General features: G+C 64.7%; 15 protein-coding genes. 13 read left to right on the top strand and 2 right to left on the bottom strand.

Annotation, left to right across the window (positions count from 1 at the left end):
- Positions 1 to 53 precede the first annotated feature (53 nt).
- Positions 54 to 293, top strand: coding sequence for a hypothetical protein (locus tag V7R84_RS14290; protein WP_338570214.1), 240 nt, complete (start codon positions 54 to 56; stop codon positions 291 to 293).
- On the opposite strand, the gene V7R84_RS14295 is transcribed toward V7R84_RS14290, so the two are convergent.
- On the bottom strand, positions 262 to 1,572 hold the full coding sequence (locus tag V7R84_RS14295; protein WP_338570219.1) for an ISL3 family transposase: 1,311 nt from the start codon (positions 1,570 to 1,572) through the stop codon (positions 262 to 264). The genes V7R84_RS14290 and V7R84_RS14295 overlap by 32 nt on opposite strands.
- A 185-nt stretch (positions 1,573 to 1,757) precedes the next feature.
- On the opposite strand from V7R84_RS14295, the gene V7R84_RS14300 reads away from it, so the two are divergent.
- Positions 1,758 to 2,171 (top strand): hypothetical protein, encoded by a 414-nt coding sequence (locus V7R84_RS14300; protein WP_338570222.1) that lies wholly within the window; start codon positions 1,758 to 1,760, stop codon positions 2,169 to 2,171.
- Positions 2,172 to 2,423: 252 nt separating this feature from the next.
- Positions 2,424 to 4,475, top strand: coding sequence for a hypothetical protein (locus V7R84_RS14305; RefSeq protein WP_338570225.1), 2,052 nt, complete (start codon positions 2,424 to 2,426; stop codon positions 4,473 to 4,475).
- 5 nt (positions 4,476 to 4,480) lie between these two features.
- Here the strand turns inward: V7R84_RS14305 and V7R84_RS14310 are convergent, their stop codons facing one another.
- Positions 4,481 to 5,731: an ATP-binding protein gene (locus tag V7R84_RS14310; protein WP_338570228.1), complete on the bottom strand. Its 1,251-nt coding sequence runs from the start codon at positions 5,729 to 5,731 to the stop codon at positions 4,481 to 4,483.
- A 214-nt stretch (positions 5,732 to 5,945) separates the two neighbouring features.
- Here V7R84_RS14310 and V7R84_RS14315 point away from each other — a divergent pair, with 214 nt between their 5' ends.
- The 10 genes from V7R84_RS14315 to V7R84_RS14360 all read left to right on the top strand — a co-directional run bounded on the left by V7R84_RS14315 (position 5,946) and on the right by V7R84_RS14360 (position 18,659).
- Positions 5,946 to 6,488 carry a hypothetical protein gene (locus V7R84_RS14315; protein ID WP_338570230.1) on the top strand — a complete coding sequence of 181 codons (543 nt, stop codon included), beginning with the start codon at positions 5,946 to 5,948 and terminating at the stop codon, positions 6,486 to 6,488.
- A gap of 246 nt (positions 6,489 to 6,734) precedes the next feature.
- Entirely contained in the window at positions 6,735 to 7,235 is a 501-nt protein-coding gene (locus tag V7R84_RS14320) for a hypothetical protein (protein ID WP_338570231.1), read from the top strand.
- Entirely contained in the window at positions 7,232 to 7,765 is a 534-nt protein-coding gene (locus V7R84_RS14325) for a DUF6036 family nucleotidyltransferase (protein WP_338570232.1), read from the top strand. Before V7R84_RS14320 ends, V7R84_RS14325 begins: the two co-directional genes overlap by 4 nt.
- Positions 7,766 to 8,055: 290 nt before the next feature.
- The gene (locus tag V7R84_RS14330) at positions 8,056 to 12,720 is read left to right on the top strand and encodes an NACHT domain-containing protein (RefSeq protein WP_338570234.1); all 4,665 of its coding nucleotides are present in this window, start codon (positions 8,056 to 8,058) and stop codon (positions 12,718 to 12,720) included.
- 476 nt (positions 12,721 to 13,196) lie between these two features.
- Positions 13,197 to 13,994, top strand: a complete 798-nt coding sequence (locus V7R84_RS14335) for a glycosyltransferase family 2 protein (protein WP_338570236.1) — start codon at positions 13,197 to 13,199, stop codon at positions 13,992 to 13,994.
- Complete coding sequence (locus V7R84_RS14340; RefSeq protein WP_338570238.1) at positions 13,987 to 15,021, top strand: glycosyltransferase family 2 protein; 1,035 nt, start codon at positions 13,987 to 13,989, stop codon at positions 15,019 to 15,021. Before V7R84_RS14335 ends, V7R84_RS14340 begins: the two co-directional genes overlap by 8 nt.
- Entirely contained in the window at positions 15,018 to 16,262 is a 1,245-nt protein-coding gene (locus V7R84_RS14345) for a class I SAM-dependent methyltransferase (RefSeq protein WP_338570240.1), read from the top strand. Before V7R84_RS14340 ends, V7R84_RS14345 begins: the two co-directional genes overlap by 4 nt.
- On the top strand, positions 16,259 to 16,999 hold the full coding sequence (locus V7R84_RS14350) for a glucose-1-phosphate cytidylyltransferase (RefSeq protein ID WP_338570241.1): 741 nt from the start codon (positions 16,259 to 16,261) through the stop codon (positions 16,997 to 16,999). The genes V7R84_RS14345 and V7R84_RS14350 overlap by 4 nt, the downstream gene beginning before the upstream one ends.
- On the top strand, positions 16,996 to 17,643 hold the full coding sequence (locus tag V7R84_RS14355) for a PIG-L deacetylase family protein (protein WP_338570243.1): 648 nt from the start codon (positions 16,996 to 16,998) through the stop codon (positions 17,641 to 17,643). Before V7R84_RS14350 ends, V7R84_RS14355 begins: the two co-directional genes overlap by 4 nt.
- The gene (locus V7R84_RS14360) at positions 17,640 to 18,659 is read left to right on the top strand and encodes an SDR family oxidoreductase (RefSeq protein WP_338570245.1); all 1,020 of its coding nucleotides are present in this window, start codon (positions 17,640 to 17,642) and stop codon (positions 18,657 to 18,659) included. Before V7R84_RS14355 ends, V7R84_RS14360 begins: the two co-directional genes overlap by 4 nt.
- Positions 18,660 to 18,663 lie beyond the last annotated feature (4 nt).

Consider the following 18,663-nt stretch of genomic DNA (forward strand, 5'->3'; position numbering starts at 1 on the left):
GAGAAAATCTATGGCGTTGATGTGATCTACACTCCTGAAAGGTAACCACGAACATGACCCACGATCTCGATGACATTTCCGTGTATGCGTGTTGGACACGCCTCAGCGAAACACCGGAAGACATCGCCCGCATGTCCATGCGTTTCATGAAAGAATTCTCCACCCGACTTGAGACGGGCCCCTGGGAACCACTGGAGGGCGAATGGGACGGCACCGAGGAAGACTTGGTCACAGTGGTGAAGAACAATGCGGTAAAGAGGCTCATCGCAAATGAGGGTGTAGGTGGTTCCTGAAGCCGCTGGTCTCAAGCAGCGACCGGGCGATGTAGTTCGTCAGGTTCCGGAACCCCAAGGCCGATCCGCGGAGGTGCTCGAGGCGGCCGTTGATTGCCTCCGTGGGGCCGTTGCTGGTGCCGGGGCGGTCGAAGAACGCGAGGATGTCGGCGGCGCGCTGCTTCAGGGTGCGGCCGAGGCGGCGCAGCTCGACGAGCCGGTTTGGGACACTAGTGGTCAGCGAGTCGATGACGGACTGCATGAGGAACTTTCCGAGTTTGCGGTCGGGTTCCCGGTAGGCGGTGACCATCCGCTGGTAGATGCCCCAGCTCGCCTCGACCTCGACATGCTGCTCGTCGGCGAACAGTGCTTTCAGGCGTGTCTGCTGCTTCTCGGTGAGCAGGCCGGCGCCGGTGTGGAGGGTGCGGCGGGCCTTGTATAGCGGATCGTCCTTCCGGCCCCGCCGCCCGAATACGTCGCGCTGGATCCGGCGACGGCACTGGTCCAGCGCGTCGCCGGCAAGACGGACGACGTGGAATGGATCTATCACCGTCACCGCGTCGGGCAGCTCCTCGCTGGCGGCGGTCTTGAACCCGGTGAACCCGTCCATCGTGACGACCTCGACCCCGTCCCGCCAACCCTGGACTCGGGCGGCGAGCCAGGTCTTGAATACGCTCTTGGAGCGCCCCTCGACCATGTCCAGCAGCCGCGAGGGGCCCGTCTTCTCACGCACCGGGGTGAGGTCGATGATGACGGTGACGTACTTGTCCCCGGACCTCGTGTGGCGCCAGACGTGCTCGTCGACGCCGAGCACCCGAACCCCGTCGAACCGGCCGGGGTCATCGATGAGCACGCGGCGTCCCTCGGCGAGGACCGCATCATTGGCCGTGTGCCAGGACACCCCCAGCCCTGCGGCGACCCGGGACACAGTGAGGTGGTCGATCACGATCCCTTCCAGCGCCCACCGCATCCCGCGACGAGACAGCTTCGCCCGCTCCGCCGCCGCAGCAGTGAGGTCCTCGCGCCAGGAGCGCCCGCACCCAAAACACTTGTATCGGCGGACGCGGACCAGCAGCATGGTCGGGCGGTACCCGAACGGCTCATGCGCGAGCTGTCGCGTGTCCGTCCCGCGGGAGAGCGCCCTGCTGCCGCAGCCCCGGCACCACGGATCTGGTTCAGCGACCCGGCACTCGATCACCGCCCGATCCGGGGCCAGCCGCTGGCCGACGGCCACGAGGCCGAGCTCGTCGAGACGGCAGAACACAGTCAGGTCAGGGGTCACGAAGGTAGCATGGAGCACGTCGAGGTCTTCCAACAGATGGTCAGTGTGAGAACTTCCATCATCGGAAGGCCTCGACCCTCATCCCGGCACCGACGCGCTCAGCCAGCTACCCACTCATCTGCGAAGAGCCGGTAAAGACCGAGGAAGGCAAAATCAGCCGCGGCGCCGGATACAGCATCACCTTACTCAACGGCACTGACTCTTTGAACACCGATTTCAATGTGCGAGCTGGCACGGAGCGGCTCATCGAACGAATCGCTTCGCCCAAGTTTTCACAGGATTTCTATCACTCGGAGCATGCTTCGGCGGGTGAATTGTGGGATGCATCGATTCACGCCGCCGTCATAGCTTTCGACCCCGCATTCGTCACCGGCCAGGAAATGACCATCCTCATGATGACCCGCCGAGGCGGCTGGAAGATCTCGTTCGGGTATCGGGTGTGGATCAACGACTGGGTCGGAACCATCGCCACCCACGCGGAAGGTTTGACCACCGCACGCCTCGGCAACGGCACCCTCATCAAAGTGCCCGACACCTGGCCCGCACAACAAGTCGTCGACGCCCTCACCGAAACCTTCCAAACCAACAACCTCGACGAAGTCCCCATCACATGGTGACACCACCCGGCCCGCGAACCAGAAAAGACAACCCAGCAGTACCTACAGCACGCCATGACCGCACTGACCACCAAATCTTGGGGTTTCCCTGTTTGGTGGGCATTGTCCCAGCACCTCCTGACTCGTCCGGGTGAAAGCTGTTCCAGGAAGTCCCGATTCACCCGCAGCCGGCATCAATCACCACACAAGCGGCGTCACAACGACAAGACGGAGGCAACCTCAGAACTATCATCGCCTGCAGGAGGTGAGACGATGGGCACTCCCCCACGCGAGACACACAATGTTCCACGCCGCACGAATGACCGTGAATCTGGTGAGTACGTCACCGACCCGGGCCACAAGGGTGACGTCGCACTCGGAGACCTGCACACCGGACACACCGGCCCCCTGAACGGAGTGGCGTGGAGTTCTGACGGCAGTCTCCTGGCCACCGTCGGCGATGACCACACATGTGTCGTCTGGAATCCTCACACCGGCGACCCCGTCGCCACGCTCATCGGTCACACCGACGCCGTGAACAGGGTCGCCTGGAGTCCGGACGACAGGCGTGTGGCGACCGTCAGCCACGATGGAACCTGCATCATCTGGAACCCCCACAGCGCAGAAAGACTCCTCACCCTCGCCGACCACACCGACGTCGTGATGGGTGTTGCCTGGCACCCCGACGGCACCCGTCTGGTCACCGTCAGCTGTGACGGGACCGGCATCGTCTGGGATTCGAGGACGGGCCGTCCGGTCACGACTCTCACCGGCCACACTTACCACGTGAACGGGGTCGCCTGGCATCCGGATGGCTCCCGCATCGCGACCGCAAGCAGCGATGGGACCTGCATCATCTGGGACGCCAGCACCGCAGAGAAGATCCTCACCCTCACCGGACATGACCGCTTCGGGGTCGAGCACGCGGTGTACGGGGTCGCGTGGAGTCCTGACGGAAGTCGTCTGGTCACCGCCGGCTGGGACGACGCCTGCATCGTCTGGGACCCCGAAACCGGCCAACCCATCGTCTCGTTTGTCGATCACACCGACTGGGCGCTCGGGGTGGCATGGAGTCCCGACGGCACCCGGATCGCGACTGCCAGCGACAGAGGAACCTGCCCGGTCTGGAATCCAGACACAGCAGAAGCGATCGCCATCCTCGTGCCCCGGTCCGCGGCCAGGACGACATTCGTGAACGGGGTGGCCTGGAGCCCTGACGGCACCCGCGTCGCCACCGTTGACAGCAACGGGGCCTGCATCATCTGGGATCCCGACACCGGAGAAACAGTCACCACGCTCGCCAGCCGCACCGATTGGGTGGACGGGATCGCCTGGAGCCCGGACGGCACCCGTCTGGCCGCCATCGAAGGCTTGGCCAGGACATGCACCGTCTGGGACCCGGTCAGGGGTCGCCCCGTGGCCACCCACAGCGCTCACACCAACCTGGTGGGCGGCCCAGCGTGGAGCCCCGACGGCACCCGCATCGCCACCACCCACAACGACAAGGCCTGCACCATTCGGGATGCCATGACCGGACAGTTGCTCATCACCCTCACGAGCAGCATCGGTTTTCCACGCGGGGTTGCCTGGCATCCCGTGGGTGACCTCATCGCTGTCGCCAGCGATGGCGGGGGATGCACCGTCTGGAATCCCGACACAGGCCAGGACGTCGTCACTCTCACCGATACCGGCGCCACACGCTTGCTTGACGACACCAGGAGTGCTGTCGCCTGGCACCCCTCAGGCGACCTCCTCGCCACCACCAATGGCGACGGCACCTGCATCATCTGGCAGCCCGCCACCGGGGAAAGAATCCTCACCCTCACCGGCCACACCGCCGCCGTCACCGGGGTTGCCTGGAGCCCCGACGGCACCCGCATCGCCACCGCCAGCGACGACCGCACCTGCATCATCTGGAACCCCGACACCGGGGAAAGAATCCTCACCCTCACCGGCCACACCGCCGCCGTCACCGGGGTCGCATGGCACCCCACCGGCGACCTCATCGCCACCGCCAGCGACGACCGCACCTGCATCATCTGGAACCCCGACACCGGCGAAAAGATCACCACCCTCACCGGCCACACTCGCGCCGTGACCGGGGTCGCATGGCACCCCACCGGCGACCTCATCGCCACCGCCGACGCCTCGGGACTGATCCGAATCTCCCACCTCGACGGCACCCTGGAACGCGCCTTCATCTCCGTGCGACCCCGCGTTCCCGGGGCGGAGAGCTACGCCAGCTGGGCCCCTCAAGGCCTCGATGTCCTGGAAGGAGAAGCCTGGCGGGTGCTGCGCCTCCCGAACCCAGACGACGGAAGCTAGCCGCCCTACGGACCGAGGAGGGCCAGCGGCACCACCGCCACCCCGTCGGGACGCCGGTAGGCGGCCTTGCCCGTCGTGACGACCACCAGATCGGCCACCCGGTCGGGGATCTGGTCGCGCAGCCAGAGGAGATGCTTCACGTCCGAGTCGCCCACCGCAGCCGCGAGTTTCACCTCAATGCCCACGATCTGCCCGTCCACTCCTTCGACGACGAGGTCCACCTCGTGTCGTCCGCCCTGGGTGCGCATGTGGTACACCCGCGCCTCAGCGGCCTGCGCCGCGACCCGCACCGTCAGCGTCGCGAGCGACTCGAACAGCGGCCCCATCATGTGTGCCCCCGACGCGCTGAGCAGGGAGGACGACGACAACCCCAGCAGCCGGGCCGCCAAGGCGGGGTCGGCGAGTTGGTGCTTGGGGGCCTGCTGGAAACGCCGGATCGGGTTATTCGCGGGAAGCCAGCCGGGCACCGGATCCAGTATCCACAGGCGGGTGAGGAGGTCCCTGTACACAATGGTCGTGGTGTGAGCCGGCTGCGCCCCGTCGCCGCCGGTGGTGGCATCCAGCATCCGCGAGTAGGAGGTGGTGGTCGAGGACGCCGCAGCGTAGGCCCCGAGCCAGCGACGCAGCGTCTCCGGACGTCGCACCGCGAAGCCGTGGTCGGGCAGGTCGCGGTCGATGATGCGTTGCAGGTAGGCGTCCAGCAGTCCCCGGCGCAGGCGCGGCGGCGCGTTCATGATCCCGGGGAATCCACTGGCGACGATCGCGTCGGCGTAATCGGTGAGCCCGTATCCGCTGTCCCCGCCCACCGGATCGCGACCGCCCTCGAGGAGCCGCGCCAGCGACACCGTCGGTGTGGCACGTCCGCGTTCCGGCAACGCCATAGGACGCATCCGCAGCGACAGGATCCGCCCCGCCCCGCTGTGGGTCCCGGCGGCATCCGTCGGTGTGGCGGATCCGGTGAGGAGGTAGCTTCCAGGCGGGGCGCCGGAGTCGACACATCGTCGCACCGAATCCCACACCTGGGGCAGTTTCTGCCACTCGTCGAGGAGCAGCGTTCCCGCCGGCACCGCCGTCAGTCCAAAATCCGCTGCAGCAATCCGCCGCTGATCCTCGTCATCCAGCAGCCACGTGGTGGTGGCGCGCCGCCGGGCAGTGTCCGTCTTCCCCACCCCCTTAGGGCCGTCGATCGCAATGGCGGGAGCGAGCGGCAACAGCTCATCCAACTCCAGATCCACCGTCCTGGGCAGATAGTCCATGCTGCCTACGCTACCATTCACGCACTTTCTACACTAGGATTCACACACTTCTTACGCTACCGTTCCCGCATCTCGCCCCCCTCCACAACCCCCATCCCAGTTCGCCACCCCCAATATCCGCTGGCATTACCACCGCACCCGGGGATCCCTCCCACACACCCCGAAGACCTTCTTTGATATGTCACAACACTACCGAAAACGGTAGACTTGTGACATGACAGCGATGGTGAAGTATCGAGATCTCGTGCACGAGATCGCCTTGGACAACCACGGCTACGTCACCACCCAGGCGGCAGTCGAAGCAGGAGTGCCCGCGGTCGAGCTTCCGAAACTCGCGGCACGCGGTGGGATGGAGAACGTCGCCTACGGGTTGTACCGCGTCTCGGCAGTGCCGCGCAGCGAGATCGACCAGTTCGCCGAAGCCCTCCTGCGCGCGGGTGAGGGTGCCTATCTGTACGGGGAATCGGTGCTTGCGCTGCTTGGCCTCGCCGACGTGAACCCCCGCCGGATCACGGTGGCGGTCCGCAGACGTACCCGCCCCAGGCTGCCCGCTTTCATGGAGCTGACTCTGGTCAGGGGCGACGCCCACACGACCCGCTATCAAGGCCTGGATTCACAGCCGGTGGCAGACGCGATCCTCACCTGCCGCGGATCCATCGAAACACCCCGCCTGCTGAACGCCGCCCGGGAGGCCCACGAGGAAGGACTGCTGACCACGCGGGAACTCCGGCTGGTGAGAAAGGAACTGAAGTCATGACCTACACCAGCGCCCCGCCCAGCGTACGCTCCCTGGAACAACGGATCCGTAACGTCGGGGAAGCACGGAACTCGCACTGCGGAGAAGAGTTTCCATGACGATCCGCCTGTCTTCCTCCACCACCCGTCCGCCAGCGCTACAGCGCGAGCACACGACGCATAGGCAGGCAGACCCGCGATTGGCGAAGCCGACGCGATAAGCCGGACTACCCTGAGATGCAGCGGCACAAGAAGGCAGGGAGGAGATATGACGCACACCCACGACTGGGGCAGTTTCGAGGATTTCTTCACCACCGCCATGACCCGGCCCGATACCGATTGGCGGCAGCTCCACGGTCACATAGGTCTGACCGGTACGGCTGTCGATGGCGCCCGCGCAGCAGCCGATCTCATCGCCGTCGGCGAACCCCTCATCGAGGCGTGGCGATTCGGCATCCTTCACACCGTCGACACCTACGACTCCGCACGCCGACGCGGAGGCACCGAGCTCGCGGCCCAGGTCTTCGCCGAGGAGCCCCCGCCAACCGGTTCCGTACACGTCGACGCAGCCTTCGCGGCCCTCGCCCGCCACTTGGCAGATCGCGATGGTTGGCCCCAACCCGCGTGGACCATGCGTCCCGAAAGGGTGAGTTCGGGCTGGTATGTCGCCGCACGTCCGGCCATCGAAGCCATGATCCGCGCCGAGACCCCACCCATCTTCCGCGAGCACGGCGTCTTCATCGCCGCCAACGACCTGGACCGGGCATGACCAGCGCCGCTCCGCTCAGTCGCGACGAACTCTTGGAGCTCCTTGAGGATCTGTCGCACACACTGGCTCGCTCCGATGAGCGGGCCCGCATGTTCGTCGTCGGTGGTGCTGCCATGTCGCTGGGCTACGACCAGACCAGAACCACACGCGACGTCGATGCCCTCTTTGAACCGAAGCCGTGCGTCTATTCCGCCGTAGCAGATGTGGCAGCCCGTCATGGCCTCGATCCCGACTGGCTCAATGACGCCGCAAAAGGTTTCATGCCTGGCCCGGACCCCGACCCACGAACGGTTTATGAATCCGATCATCTCCTTGTACAGGTCGCTTCACCCGAGTACCTCCTTGCCATGAAACTCCATTCCGCCAGACCGGGACGCGATATCGACGACGCAGCAATTCTCTATCGGACAGCCGGATACACCTCACCCGAGCAGGCACTGGACCTTCTCGAGCAGCGATTCCCAGGACGTCTTTTGCCCAGGCACCAGTACCTCGTCCACGAGATCGCAGCGCAGGCATACGACGCGTAGGCAGGTGCGACCCCGCTCCGAGGGGAGCGACGATCACCCCCGACGGTCGCAGCTGAGACGCAACCCCAGCAGCACGCCCCAGACCCTCCGCTCTCCGACTTCACCACGGTTCGCTCGGCGAGAGTCCCAAGCGGTCTTATCGGTCGCACAACCCATACTGATTCAATAATTAACTTCACGTCTTCCTCGCAGAGCAACCTGCTAGGTTGAGGGCATCGTTGCTCCCCAAGAAGGTGATCATGCCTGTTTTGCAGGACTTTGACGTCCGCAGATGTCTCAAAAAATTACCCTTGCCTGAACATCTGAAGAATCTTGCGGAAGATACCGCCAGTCTTCTCGACAGCGAAGGTCGGGTCTCCATGCTGCGAGTCGCGAAGATGCTTCGATACGACGACGCCGCTTGGAGGATAAGAAAGCTTCAGGAACTCCGCACACAGATCGAGAGGCTTTCCGAGGAGAAGCACCTCCAGTTCAGTTTGAAATTACCCGATTCCTGGGACATCAACCTCGAAGCCCAATTCCTTTGTTTCGAGGGACTAGACGACTATCTCCCCGCGGTCCGTGCGCCACACCCGGAGGCTACTCCACTCACGGAAAACATCGTTTCCGACATCGATTCAGACGCACGACCTGTTGCCGTGCTGCTCACCTTCAATGAGCATGAAGCTCACAAGGTGTGGGACACATTTGGCCACTCCCGCCGCGAACTACCCAAGGAAGGCGTGACATATTACGAGCTCGACGAGGTGGGAGGTTTCCGGGTAATCCACGGGCACAGCAGACACCAAGGGCCCCTGGGGGCACAACTCAGCGCCGCGAAAGCCATCGAGCACTGGAGACCAGAAGCGCTGATCGCTGTCGGCATCGCCTTCGGGGTGAAGGAAGAGAAACATCACATTGGTGATGTCTTGGTCTCGACAGGAGTACTCGATTACGAGTCGGCTCGAGTGGAACCCGACGGCACCTTCACCCCTCGGGGCGAAACCCTCCCAACCTCTCAGGAGCTGGCCGACCGCGTGGAGGATCTTAACCTCCGGCGCGCGGAAGTGCGCGACTTGCCTACCATCCACATGGGCACCATTGTCAGCGGGGCAAAGCTGGTGGACAACAAGGAATACCGGGACAATCTCGCTTCCTTGCACAGCACGGTCATCGGCGGGGAAATGGAGGGGTCAGGCATTCTGACGGCCTGCAAAGAAAAAAAGGTGGATGTGATCGTCATTAAGGCCATCTGCGACTGGGCGGCCCACAAGAACAACCCCTCAAAAGAAGACGACCAGAAAAAGGCATCGAAGAACGCGGCCATCGTCGCGCGCGCCATCCTGGAGCGGGGACATCTTCAGAACGAAACCGCCAAGCAAAGAAGAAGACTGCGCGAACTGGAAAACCCAACGAGTACTACACCGCGCTGCCCGGACGTCCTGAAAATGGGCGAACACGACAAAGTGCTTGAGGAGGAACGCCTCATCCGGGATTCCCGCGCCTCCGCTGTGGACCTGGACCCCAAGGCGGCTCCGGGCATACCCGCCCAGGGCACACCGGTGGTGGATGCCATGCTGGATTGGGCAGCAAACCCCACCGAACCCCGATTATTCGCGCTGCTTGGCGAGTATGGCATGGGCAAGACCGTGAGCTGCCAGCACTTCATTCGAGAACTCACGGAGCGCCGGAAGGCAAGCCCCACCCTGCCCATGCCCCTCTACTTCAACCTGAAAAACGTGGCCGACGCGCGCCTGGCCGACAGGCTGGAGGATCTGGTGGTCACCTGCATGCGCGAGGAATGGCTGCCCAAGTACTCCCCGCACCACACGTGGCAGGCCTTCACGTCCTGGCTCGCCGCGGGGCCCTGCGTCGTGATCTTCGACGGCCTGGACGAGATGCTGGTGAAACTCGACAACACCCAAGGACTGTCGTTCCTCAGCCGGCTGCTGAACGTGCTGCAGCTGCTCGACGATGAGGATGCGAACCGGCAAATCAGGCTGGTGCTGTCCTGCCGCACCCAATACTTCAAAACTTTGGATGATCAGCGATCCGTCTTCCCGGGCAGGGACAGGGAAAACCTGAATGCTGATTCCTATCGGACCATGATCCTGCTGCCCTTGGGCGATGACCAGATCCGCCGCTACCTGGAAATCGCGCTTCCCGGCAGCGATATCGCGCACATCATGGACCTGGTGGCCAGCGTCCACAATCTGCCCGAACTGGTCGCCCGGCCCTACACCCTCCAGCTCGTTGCCGAGCACATTCCGGAGATCGAACGCGACCGCGCCAACGGCAAGCCGGTGTTCGGAGTGACGCTCTACAAAGCGATGGTGAAGAGCTGGCTGGCACGCGACAAGGGAAAACACTTCATCGACCCGGAGCGCAAGAACGCATTCATGGCAGAGCTGGCCGCCTGGCTGTGGCGAGAAAAGAAAACCACTGCGCCCGCCGAGGATGTGGAGACCATTTTCCGGCGCTGGGTCCGCGGCGACGAAGACCTGAGCGACATCAACCCCTCAGCACTGACGAAATCGGACAAGGACAAACTGTACGAGGACCTGCGCACCGCCACCTTCCTTACCCGACAGGACGACGAACGCGGCAGCACTTTCCGTTTCGCCCACACCTCACTGCAGGAATACTTCCTGGCCTGCTACCTCTTGGACGCCATACAGCGCGACGACCGCTCCCGCTGGGCCATGCGCGTCCCGAGCGCAGAGACCCTCGACTTTCTGGGCCAGCTGCTGGCCGGGGCCCAGGACCCAGAATTGATGGACACCCTGGTCTCCTGGAAAACCCCCTACCTGGAGCAGGCGAGCGAGCTCCTGCTGCGCTACACCTTCACCGCGAGAAAACGGGATTACCCCGCCCCGAATCTGGCACGAATCGACCTGTCGGGCGCTCACCTGGACGATTGGGATTTCCTCGGCACCCCCGATAATCCCCTCAACCTGGCCGAGGCAAATTTCACCAACACCTCGCTGCGCAGAACCGCCTTCTCCCACGCCAATCTGACAGGCGCCCACTTCACCAATGCCGTCCTCAATCAGAGCACCTTCCGCAACTGCACAACCCGACACACCGACTGGCACGACGCCCTCCATCCGGGAGCGGCGTGGCACACCCCTATTCAGGGCATTCCCACCGGGATAGAAACGGGTCTCTATCCCGGCCACACTAGCCGGGTGACCGGGGTCGCCTGGCACCCCAACGGCGACCTCATAGCCACCACCAGCTACGACCACACCTGCATCATCTGGAACCCCCACACCGGAAAGAAACTCACCACCCTCACCGACCACACCGACTGGGTAACCGGAGTCGCCTGGCACCCGGACGGCACCCGTATCGCCACCACCAGCTACGACCACACCTGCATCATCTGGAACCCCCACACAGGGGAGAAAACCACCACCCTCACCGACCACACCGACTGGGTAACTAGGGTCGCCTGGAGCCCCGACGGCACCCACCTCGCCACCACCAGCTACGACCACACCTGCATCATCTGGAACCCCCACACAGGGGAGAAACTCACCACCCTCACCGACCACACCAGCCGGGTGACCGGAGTCGCCTGGAACCCCGACGGCAGTCTCGTCGGCACCACCAGCTACGACCACACCTGCATCATCTGGAACCCCCACACAGGGGAGAAACTCACCACCCTCACCGACCACACCGACTGGGTAACTAGGGTCGCCTGGAGCCCCGACGGCACCCACCTCGCCACCACCAGCTACGACCACACCTGCATCATCTGGAACCCCCACACAGGGGAGAAACTCACCACCCTCACCGACCACACCAGCCGGGTGACCGAAGTCGCCTGGAACCCCGACGGCAGTCTCGTCGGCACCACCAGCTACGACCACACCTGCATCATCTGGAACCCCCACACAGGGGAGAAACTCACCACCCTCACCGGCCACACCAGCCTGGTGACCGGAGTCGCCTGGCACCCCACCGATAACCTCATAGCCACCACCAGCTACGACCACACTTGCATCATCTGGAACCCCCACACCGGAAAGAAACTCACCACCCTCACCGACCACACCGACTGGGTAACCGGAGTCGCCTGGCACCCAGATGGCACCCGTATCGCCACCACCAGCTACGACCACACCTGCATCATCTGGAACCCCCACACAGGGGAGAAAACCACCACCCTCACCGACCACACTGGCGCAGTAACCAGGGCCGCTTGGCACCCCACCGAAGACCTCATCGCCACTACCAGCCACGATGGCACCTGCATCATCTGGAACCTCCACACCGGCGAGAAAACCACCACCCTCACCAGCCACACCAGCCGGGCAACCGGAGTCACTTGGCGCCCTTCAAAGAACCTCATCGCCACTACCAGCCACGATGGCACCTGCATCATCTGGAACCCCAACACCGCCCAGAAACTCACGACCCTCACCGACCACACCGCCGCCGTCACAGGGGTCGCCTGGCACCCCGACGGCACCCGGATCGCCACCACCAGCACCGACAGCACCTGCATCATCTGGAACCACGAAACCGGAGAGAGAATCCTCACCCTCACCGACCACACCGCCGCCGTCACAGGGGTCGCCTGGAGCCCCGACGGCACCCACCTCGCCACCGCCAGCAACGACCGCACCTGCATCATCTGGAACCCCCACGCTGGCGAAAAGATCACCACCCTCACCGACCACACCCGCGCCGTGACCGCGATCGCCTGGCACCCCACCGACGACCTCATCGCCACCACCGACGCCTCGGGACTGATCCGAATCTCCCACCTCGACGGCACCCTGGAACGCGCCTTCATCTCCGTGCGACCCCGCACCCCCGAAGTGGAAAGCTACGCCAGCTGGACCCCCGCAGGCCTCGATGTCCTGGAAGGAGAAGCCTGGCGAGTGCTGCGCGTCCCGGAACCAGGGGGCGGGAGCAGGCGCCTCGAACTGCCGGGCCTGTCCTACGAACCACCGACCGACTGAGGCGACGGGCTCCCGACCCTCGGGCACCCATCCCACAATGATTTCAACTCGGGCCGTTCCTTCGTCATATCCGCGCCGACTCAATCACTTTTCCGAAAAACTGCGGAAAAAATAGATTTCTTGTCAGACTTTCAGTCATTACATTACGCCAACCCCGACTCGGGATGAGCCCATGAGCTTGAGGTTATTTGCCGTTCAACTTCCGGCGCGCTTGGGAACGACGGCCACGTCATCGACGGCATTACCTGCTTCAATCGTTCGGATACCTTCAGACACACCGAAAATTCCCCCAATCAGCCCCCGGCACAAAAAATCATCATATGATCATCAGTAATGCGCAGTTCTTGCTCATGGCGCTGTGTTGTACTGCCACCACCCGGACGTGCAGACACTCGTCATCCGCTCTACAGAACTGCGCACTTCTTGATCTCGACGCAAGGGGGTATCACATGCACACCCGGCCACACATCCCACGCGTGTCTGTCATCATCCCGACCAAGGATGAGGCCAAGAACTTGGAGGTACTGCTCCCCGACATGCCCGACGTCTACGAGGTGGTTCTCGTGGACGCGGGGTCGCAGGACGGCACCATAGACGTCGCACGCAATCACTTGTCCAATCTTCAGATCGTCCACCAGACCCGCACCGGCAAGGGCAATGCCCTGATCTGCGGCATGCACGCCGCCACCGGCGACATTCTCGTTACCCTCGACGCCGACGGCTCAGCCGATCCGTGCGAGATCCCCGCGTTCGTCGACGCACTCATCGATGGCGCGGATTTCGCGAAGGGATCGCGGTACATGCCGGGCGGGGGCTCCGTGGACCTGACCCGTCTACGTTCAGCCGGCAACTGGGGCCTGAACGTCTTGAGCAACCTCAGCCTGGGCACAAAATTCACCGACCTGTGCTACGGCTACAACGCATTCTGGAAGAGCATCGTCCCGGCCCTGAACCTGCCCGACCCGGATCTGCCCCAACCCGCAGACGGGAGCCGCATCTGGGGCGACGGCTTCGAGATCGAGACGCTCATCACGGTTCGCGCCGCACAGGCGGGCCTGGCGGTCACCGAGGTGCCCAGCTTTGAGCTGAGCCGCATCCACGGTGAGAGCAACCTGCGTACCTTCGCCGACGGACAACGGGTGCTGCGCACCATCACCACCGAGACGGCCCGCAACGGTCGCGCCAAACGCACCCGACTGGTCGCCGCCCCGGCGCGCCACCACCTGCCCACCTGCCGCCTGCGCTCACGTGAGTGGGAACACGTACATGTCTGACGACCCTTCCGGATCTTCTGCGGACGACAACGGTCACGCCCTAGAAAGCGTCACCGTTGTCGTCTGCGCCTACACACTGGACCGTTGGACGGACCTCCGCGACGGCGTGCTGGAGGCCGCCCGTCAACTCGAAGCCTCCGGACGTACCGGACGCGTGCTCGTGGTCGTCGACCACAACGACGACCTCCTCACCAAGGCGGGTGAGCTTTCGGGTCCCTTGGTGGATGTCGTGGCGAACACTCGTAGACGGGGTCTGTCCGGGGGCCGGAACACGGCAATCGGACTCGTCGACACAGATGTGATCGTTTTTCTCGACGACGATGCCACCCCCGAATCCGGTTGGCTCGAACACCTCCTGGTCCCCTTCACGGATCAGGAGGTGCTTATCACTGGTGGCGCCGCCACACCCCGCTGGCCCGACGGAGCCACCCGGCCCGTCTCGCTGCCCGAGGCCCGCAGTGGCCGGGGTGAATTGGACTGGGTGGTCGGTTGCACCTACGAGGGACAACCCACCACTCTCGCCCCGGTGCGCAACGTCATGGGATGCAACATGGCGTTTCGGACCAGCGTGTTCGACACCGCCGGGCTGTTCGGCGAGGACCTCGGTCGCGTGGGTCGCGTGCCGTACGGCTGCGAGGAGACCGAGCTGTGCATCCGCGCGACCCGCCACCATCCCAACGCCACGATCCTCTTTGAACCACAAAGCCGGGTGCGGCACCACGTCAGCTCCGACCGCCTCACGTGGAGCTACCTGTGGCGTCGCTCCTACGCCGAAGGCATCTCGAAAGCCGCCGTGAGTGAACGCACCACACGCAAGGCGTCGCTGTCCACGGAGATGTCCTACGCCACGCGCGTCCTGCCGCGTGGTTTCCTGCGGGAACTGTTCTCGGCCCCCCGCACACGCGGGCGCGGTCTGGGGGGAGCATTCGCGATCGCATCCGCGTTCGTGATGACCGGTATCGGCTACGTCGTCGGGCACTTCGCCATTCGACGGCGTCGACGCAAGCAGGAAGGAAACCCTCGGTGAGTATCACCTGCCGCCTGTGCGGCAACAGCAAACTCATCTCCGTGCTCGACCTCGGTGCCAGCCCGCCATGCGAATCTTTCCTGTCCGAGGAACAGCTCGACCTTCCCGAGGCGACCTACCCGCTTCACCTCCGGCTGTGCCCCGACTGCCTGCTGCTGCAGATTCCGGCCCTCATCACACCGGAGGACACCTTCGGCGGCGACTACGCCTACCACTCCTCCTACTCCACTTCGTGGGTCGAGCACGCCCGAAGGTTCGTCGACCAGGCCGTGGATGCCCTAGGCCTCGACCCGGACGGTTTCGTCGTCGAAGTGGCGGCCAACGACGGATACCTGCTCCAGCACGTCGTGAACCGCGGCATCCGCTGCCTGGGCATCGAACCGAGCGTCAACTGCAGCGAAGCGGCCCGCGCCAAGGGCATTCCCATGCTGAGGGCCTTCCTCGACGAAGCGCTGGCGGCCAGGGTGCGCGACGAACACGGCCCGGCTGATCTCGTCGTCGCCAACAACGTTTTCGCACACATCCCCGACATCACCGGTTTCGCCGCAGGGCTGCGGGAACTGGTCGCCGACACCGGGCGGGTGTCCATCGAAGTTCACCACGCGCTGTCGCTGATCACCGCCGCACAGTTCGACACCATCTATCATGAGCACTTCCAGTACTGGACGGTACTCGCCGCCCGACATGGGCTCGCGGCAGGCGGACTGAGGCTCGTCGACGTGGAGCTGTTGCCCACGCACGGCGGTTCAATCCGGCTGTGGGCGGTGCCCAAGGAAGCGGATGTCTCCGAACATCCACGGGTGGCGGAGGTCGAGGCGGTGGAGAGAACCGCCGGACTCGACAGCCCGGACGGCTACCTCGGTCTCGCTGAGCGGGTCGCCGGGATCCGCGACGACCTGGTCTCGTTCCTGATCGAGGCTCGGCGGGCAGGTCGGCGGGTGGTCGCGTACGGTGCACCTGGGAAGGGCAACACCCTCCTCAACTACTGCGGCATCCTCCCCGATCTGCTGGCCTACGCCGCGGACCGCAACACCTTCAAACACGGTCGATACACCCCCGGTACCCGCATTCCGGTGGTGTCTCCGGAGCACCTCATCGAGGACTGTCCCGACGACGTGCTCGTGCTGCCGTGGAACCTCCGCGACGAGATCACCGCCCAGCTGACGGCCACCCTGAGGCCCGGCACCCGGCTCGTGTGGCCACTGCCCGAACTTGAAGTCGAAACCCTGGGACAACAATGAAAGTCGTACTCTTCTGTGGCGGTCACGGCATGCGCATGCTCGGATGGAGCGGCGAAGGGCTACCCAAACCGCTCCAGCTCGTCGGCGATCTTCCCCTGGTGGTGCATGTGATGAGTCACTACGCCGCCTACGGCCACACCGATTTCGTGCTGTGCCTCGGTCACGCCGCCGACCAGATCCAGGAAGCGGTGGCGAGCGTGGTCGCGAACCATCCGCGGGCCCGGCATTGGCACGTCGACTACCTCGACACCGGCCCGGACACCCTGATCGGCGACCGCCTGAGACTGGCTCGACCCTTCATCGCCGACGAGGAGATGTTCTTCGCGAACTACTCCGACGTGCTCACCGACGTCTCCCTCGACGACATGGTAGAGCGCATGAAGGCCACCCCTGACGCCGTGGCGATGATGCTGTCGGTGCGCCCACACGCCACTTTCCACGTGATCAACACCCGTGAGGATGACACCGTCTCCGGATTCCACCTCCTGGAGGAGCTTCCGATTCGCGCAAACGGCGGCTACCTCATCATGCGCCAGTCGTTCTTCGACCACCTCGGCGGCGGTCGCGACCTGAACGCCGCATTCGCGGAGCTCCTGCCCGCCCGGCGGCTGATCGCCTACCGGCACGACGGGTTCTGGCTGCCCGCCGACACCTTCAAGGAACGCGCGTTCTTGGACGCGATGTACGATTCCGGAAACGTGCCGTGGGGTCGTCGCGGCATGGTGACGGTGCCATGATCCTCGAACCGGTACACCACCTGATGCTGGCGGGGGCGCACTGCGACGACATCGCGATCGGAGCAGGCGCCACCGTCCGTATGCTGTGCGAGGCCACCCCCAGGATGCGTGTGACGGCCCTGGTCCTCACCGGCGCGGGAACCGTCCGCGAGGACGAGGAACGAGCTGCCCTGGCGGAGCTGTGCGCCGGGGCGGACCTCGACGTGCGGGTCGCCGATTTTCCCGACAACCGGCTCCCGGCCCACTGGGGCGAGGTGAAACAGGCCGTCGTGGCGCTGCGTGAAACGGGAGAACCGGACCTGGTGATCGGTCCCCAGCACGGTGACGCACACCAGGACCACCGGCTCGTCGCCGAGCTGCTGGCCCAGGCTTTCCGCCGCCAACCGGTGTGGGGATACGAGATCGCAAAGTACGAACCCGACCTGCCCACCCCGGCCACATTCGTGCCCGTTCCCGACGAGGTGGCACACCTCAAAGCCGACGTCATCACCCGCCACTACCCCAGCCAGGCCGAGGGACATCCCTGGTTCGACGCGGAGGCGTTCACCGCGCTCATGAGGCTGCGCGGCATCCACTGCAACCACCGGTACGCCGAGGCTTTCGTCGTGCCCACCACCACCGTGAAGATCGGAGTTCCCACATGAAGGTCCTGCTCACCGGCCACCAGGGCTACCTCGGCACCGTCATGGCCCCGGTGCTACGCGCAGCGGGCCACGATGTCACCGGCCTCGACGTCGGCTGGTTCGCCGACTGCGTGCTCGGCCCTGCCCCCGCCGACCCGCCCGGCCTGCGCCTCGACCTGCGGGACGTGGGCGTCGCCGACCTGGAGGGATTCGACGCGGTCATTCACCTCGCGGCGTTGTCGAACGACCCCCTCGGACATCTCGCCCCCGAGATCACCTACGACATCAACCACGCGGCCTCGGTGCGGCTCGCGCGACTCGCGAAACAGGCGGGTGTGGGGCGTTTCCTGTACTCCTCGACGTGCAGCGTCTACGGCGCGGCAGGCGACGGGCTCGTCGCGGAGGACGCCGACCTGGCGCCGGTCACCCCGTATGCAATCAGCAAGGTGCGGGTCGAGAAGGACCTCGACGAGCTCACCGACGCGGACTTCTGCACCGTTTCGTTGCGCAACGCCACCGCCTTCGGTTTTTCCCCGCGACTGCGCGCCGACATCGTGCTCAACAACCTCGTCGGGTACGCCCTGCTGACCGGCCAGGTACTGGTGCTCTCCGACGGCACCCCGTGGCGACCGCTCGTACACGCCGCCGACATCGCCGAGGTGTTCGCAGCCGCTCTGGTGGCCCCCGCCGATGCGGTGCGGGGTGAGAAGATCAACGTCGGCACCGAGGCCAACAACGTCACCGTCGCGGAGATCGCGGACGTGGTCGCCGCCGAGACCGGAGCGGCGGTGCGGATCACCGGCGAAGCCGGCAACGACCCGCGTTCCTACCGGGTGGACTTCTCCCGGCTGCGTCGTCTGCTGCCAGGCGCGAACGTGCGCCGCGGCATCGCCGACGGGGCACGGGAACTGGTCGCCGCCTACCGCGACCACGGCATGACCGAGGACCTGTTCACCCACCGGTTCGTGCGACTCGCCCGGATCCGTGAACTGCAGGAATCCTCCCGGATCGACGCCGGGCTCCGGGCCACGACATGAGGCC

This window comes from Arachnia propionica (assembly GCF_037055325.1).
Classification (GTDB): domain Bacteria; phylum Actinomycetota; class Actinomycetes; order Propionibacteriales; family Propionibacteriaceae; genus Arachnia.

Bases quoted from the DNA above. Each gene is read 5' to 3' on its own strand.
- V7R84_RS14340 (WP_338570238.1), top strand. From the start codon at position 13,987: ATGTCTGACGACCCTTCCGGATCTTCTGCGGACGACAACGGTCACGCC.
- V7R84_RS14325 (WP_338570232.1), top strand. From the start codon at position 7,232: ATGACCAGCGCCGCTCCGCTCAGTCGCGACGAACTCTTGGAGCTCCTT.
- V7R84_RS14355 (WP_338570243.1), top strand. From the start codon at position 16,996: ATGATCCTCGAACCGGTACACCACCTGATGCTGGCGGGGGCGCACTGC.
- V7R84_RS14290 (WP_338570214.1), top strand. From the start codon at position 54: ATGACCCACGATCTCGATGACATTTCCGTGTATGCGTGTTGGACACGC.
- V7R84_RS14315 (WP_338570230.1), top strand. From the start codon at position 5,946: ATGACAGCGATGGTGAAGTATCGAGATCTCGTGCACGAGATCGCCTTG.
- V7R84_RS14310 (WP_338570228.1), bottom strand. From the start codon at position 5,731: ATGGACTATCTGCCCAGGACGGTGGATCTGGAGTTGGATGAGCTGTTG.
- V7R84_RS14360 (WP_338570245.1), top strand. From the start codon at position 17,640: ATGAAGGTCCTGCTCACCGGCCACCAGGGCTACCTCGGCACCGTCATG.
- V7R84_RS14320 (WP_338570231.1), top strand. From the start codon at position 6,735: ATGACGCACACCCACGACTGGGGCAGTTTCGAGGATTTCTTCACCACC.
- V7R84_RS14305 (WP_338570225.1), top strand. From the start codon at position 2,424: ATGGGCACTCCCCCACGCGAGACACACAATGTTCCACGCCGCACGAAT.
- V7R84_RS14350 (WP_338570241.1), top strand. From the start codon at position 16,259: ATGAAAGTCGTACTCTTCTGTGGCGGTCACGGCATGCGCATGCTCGGA.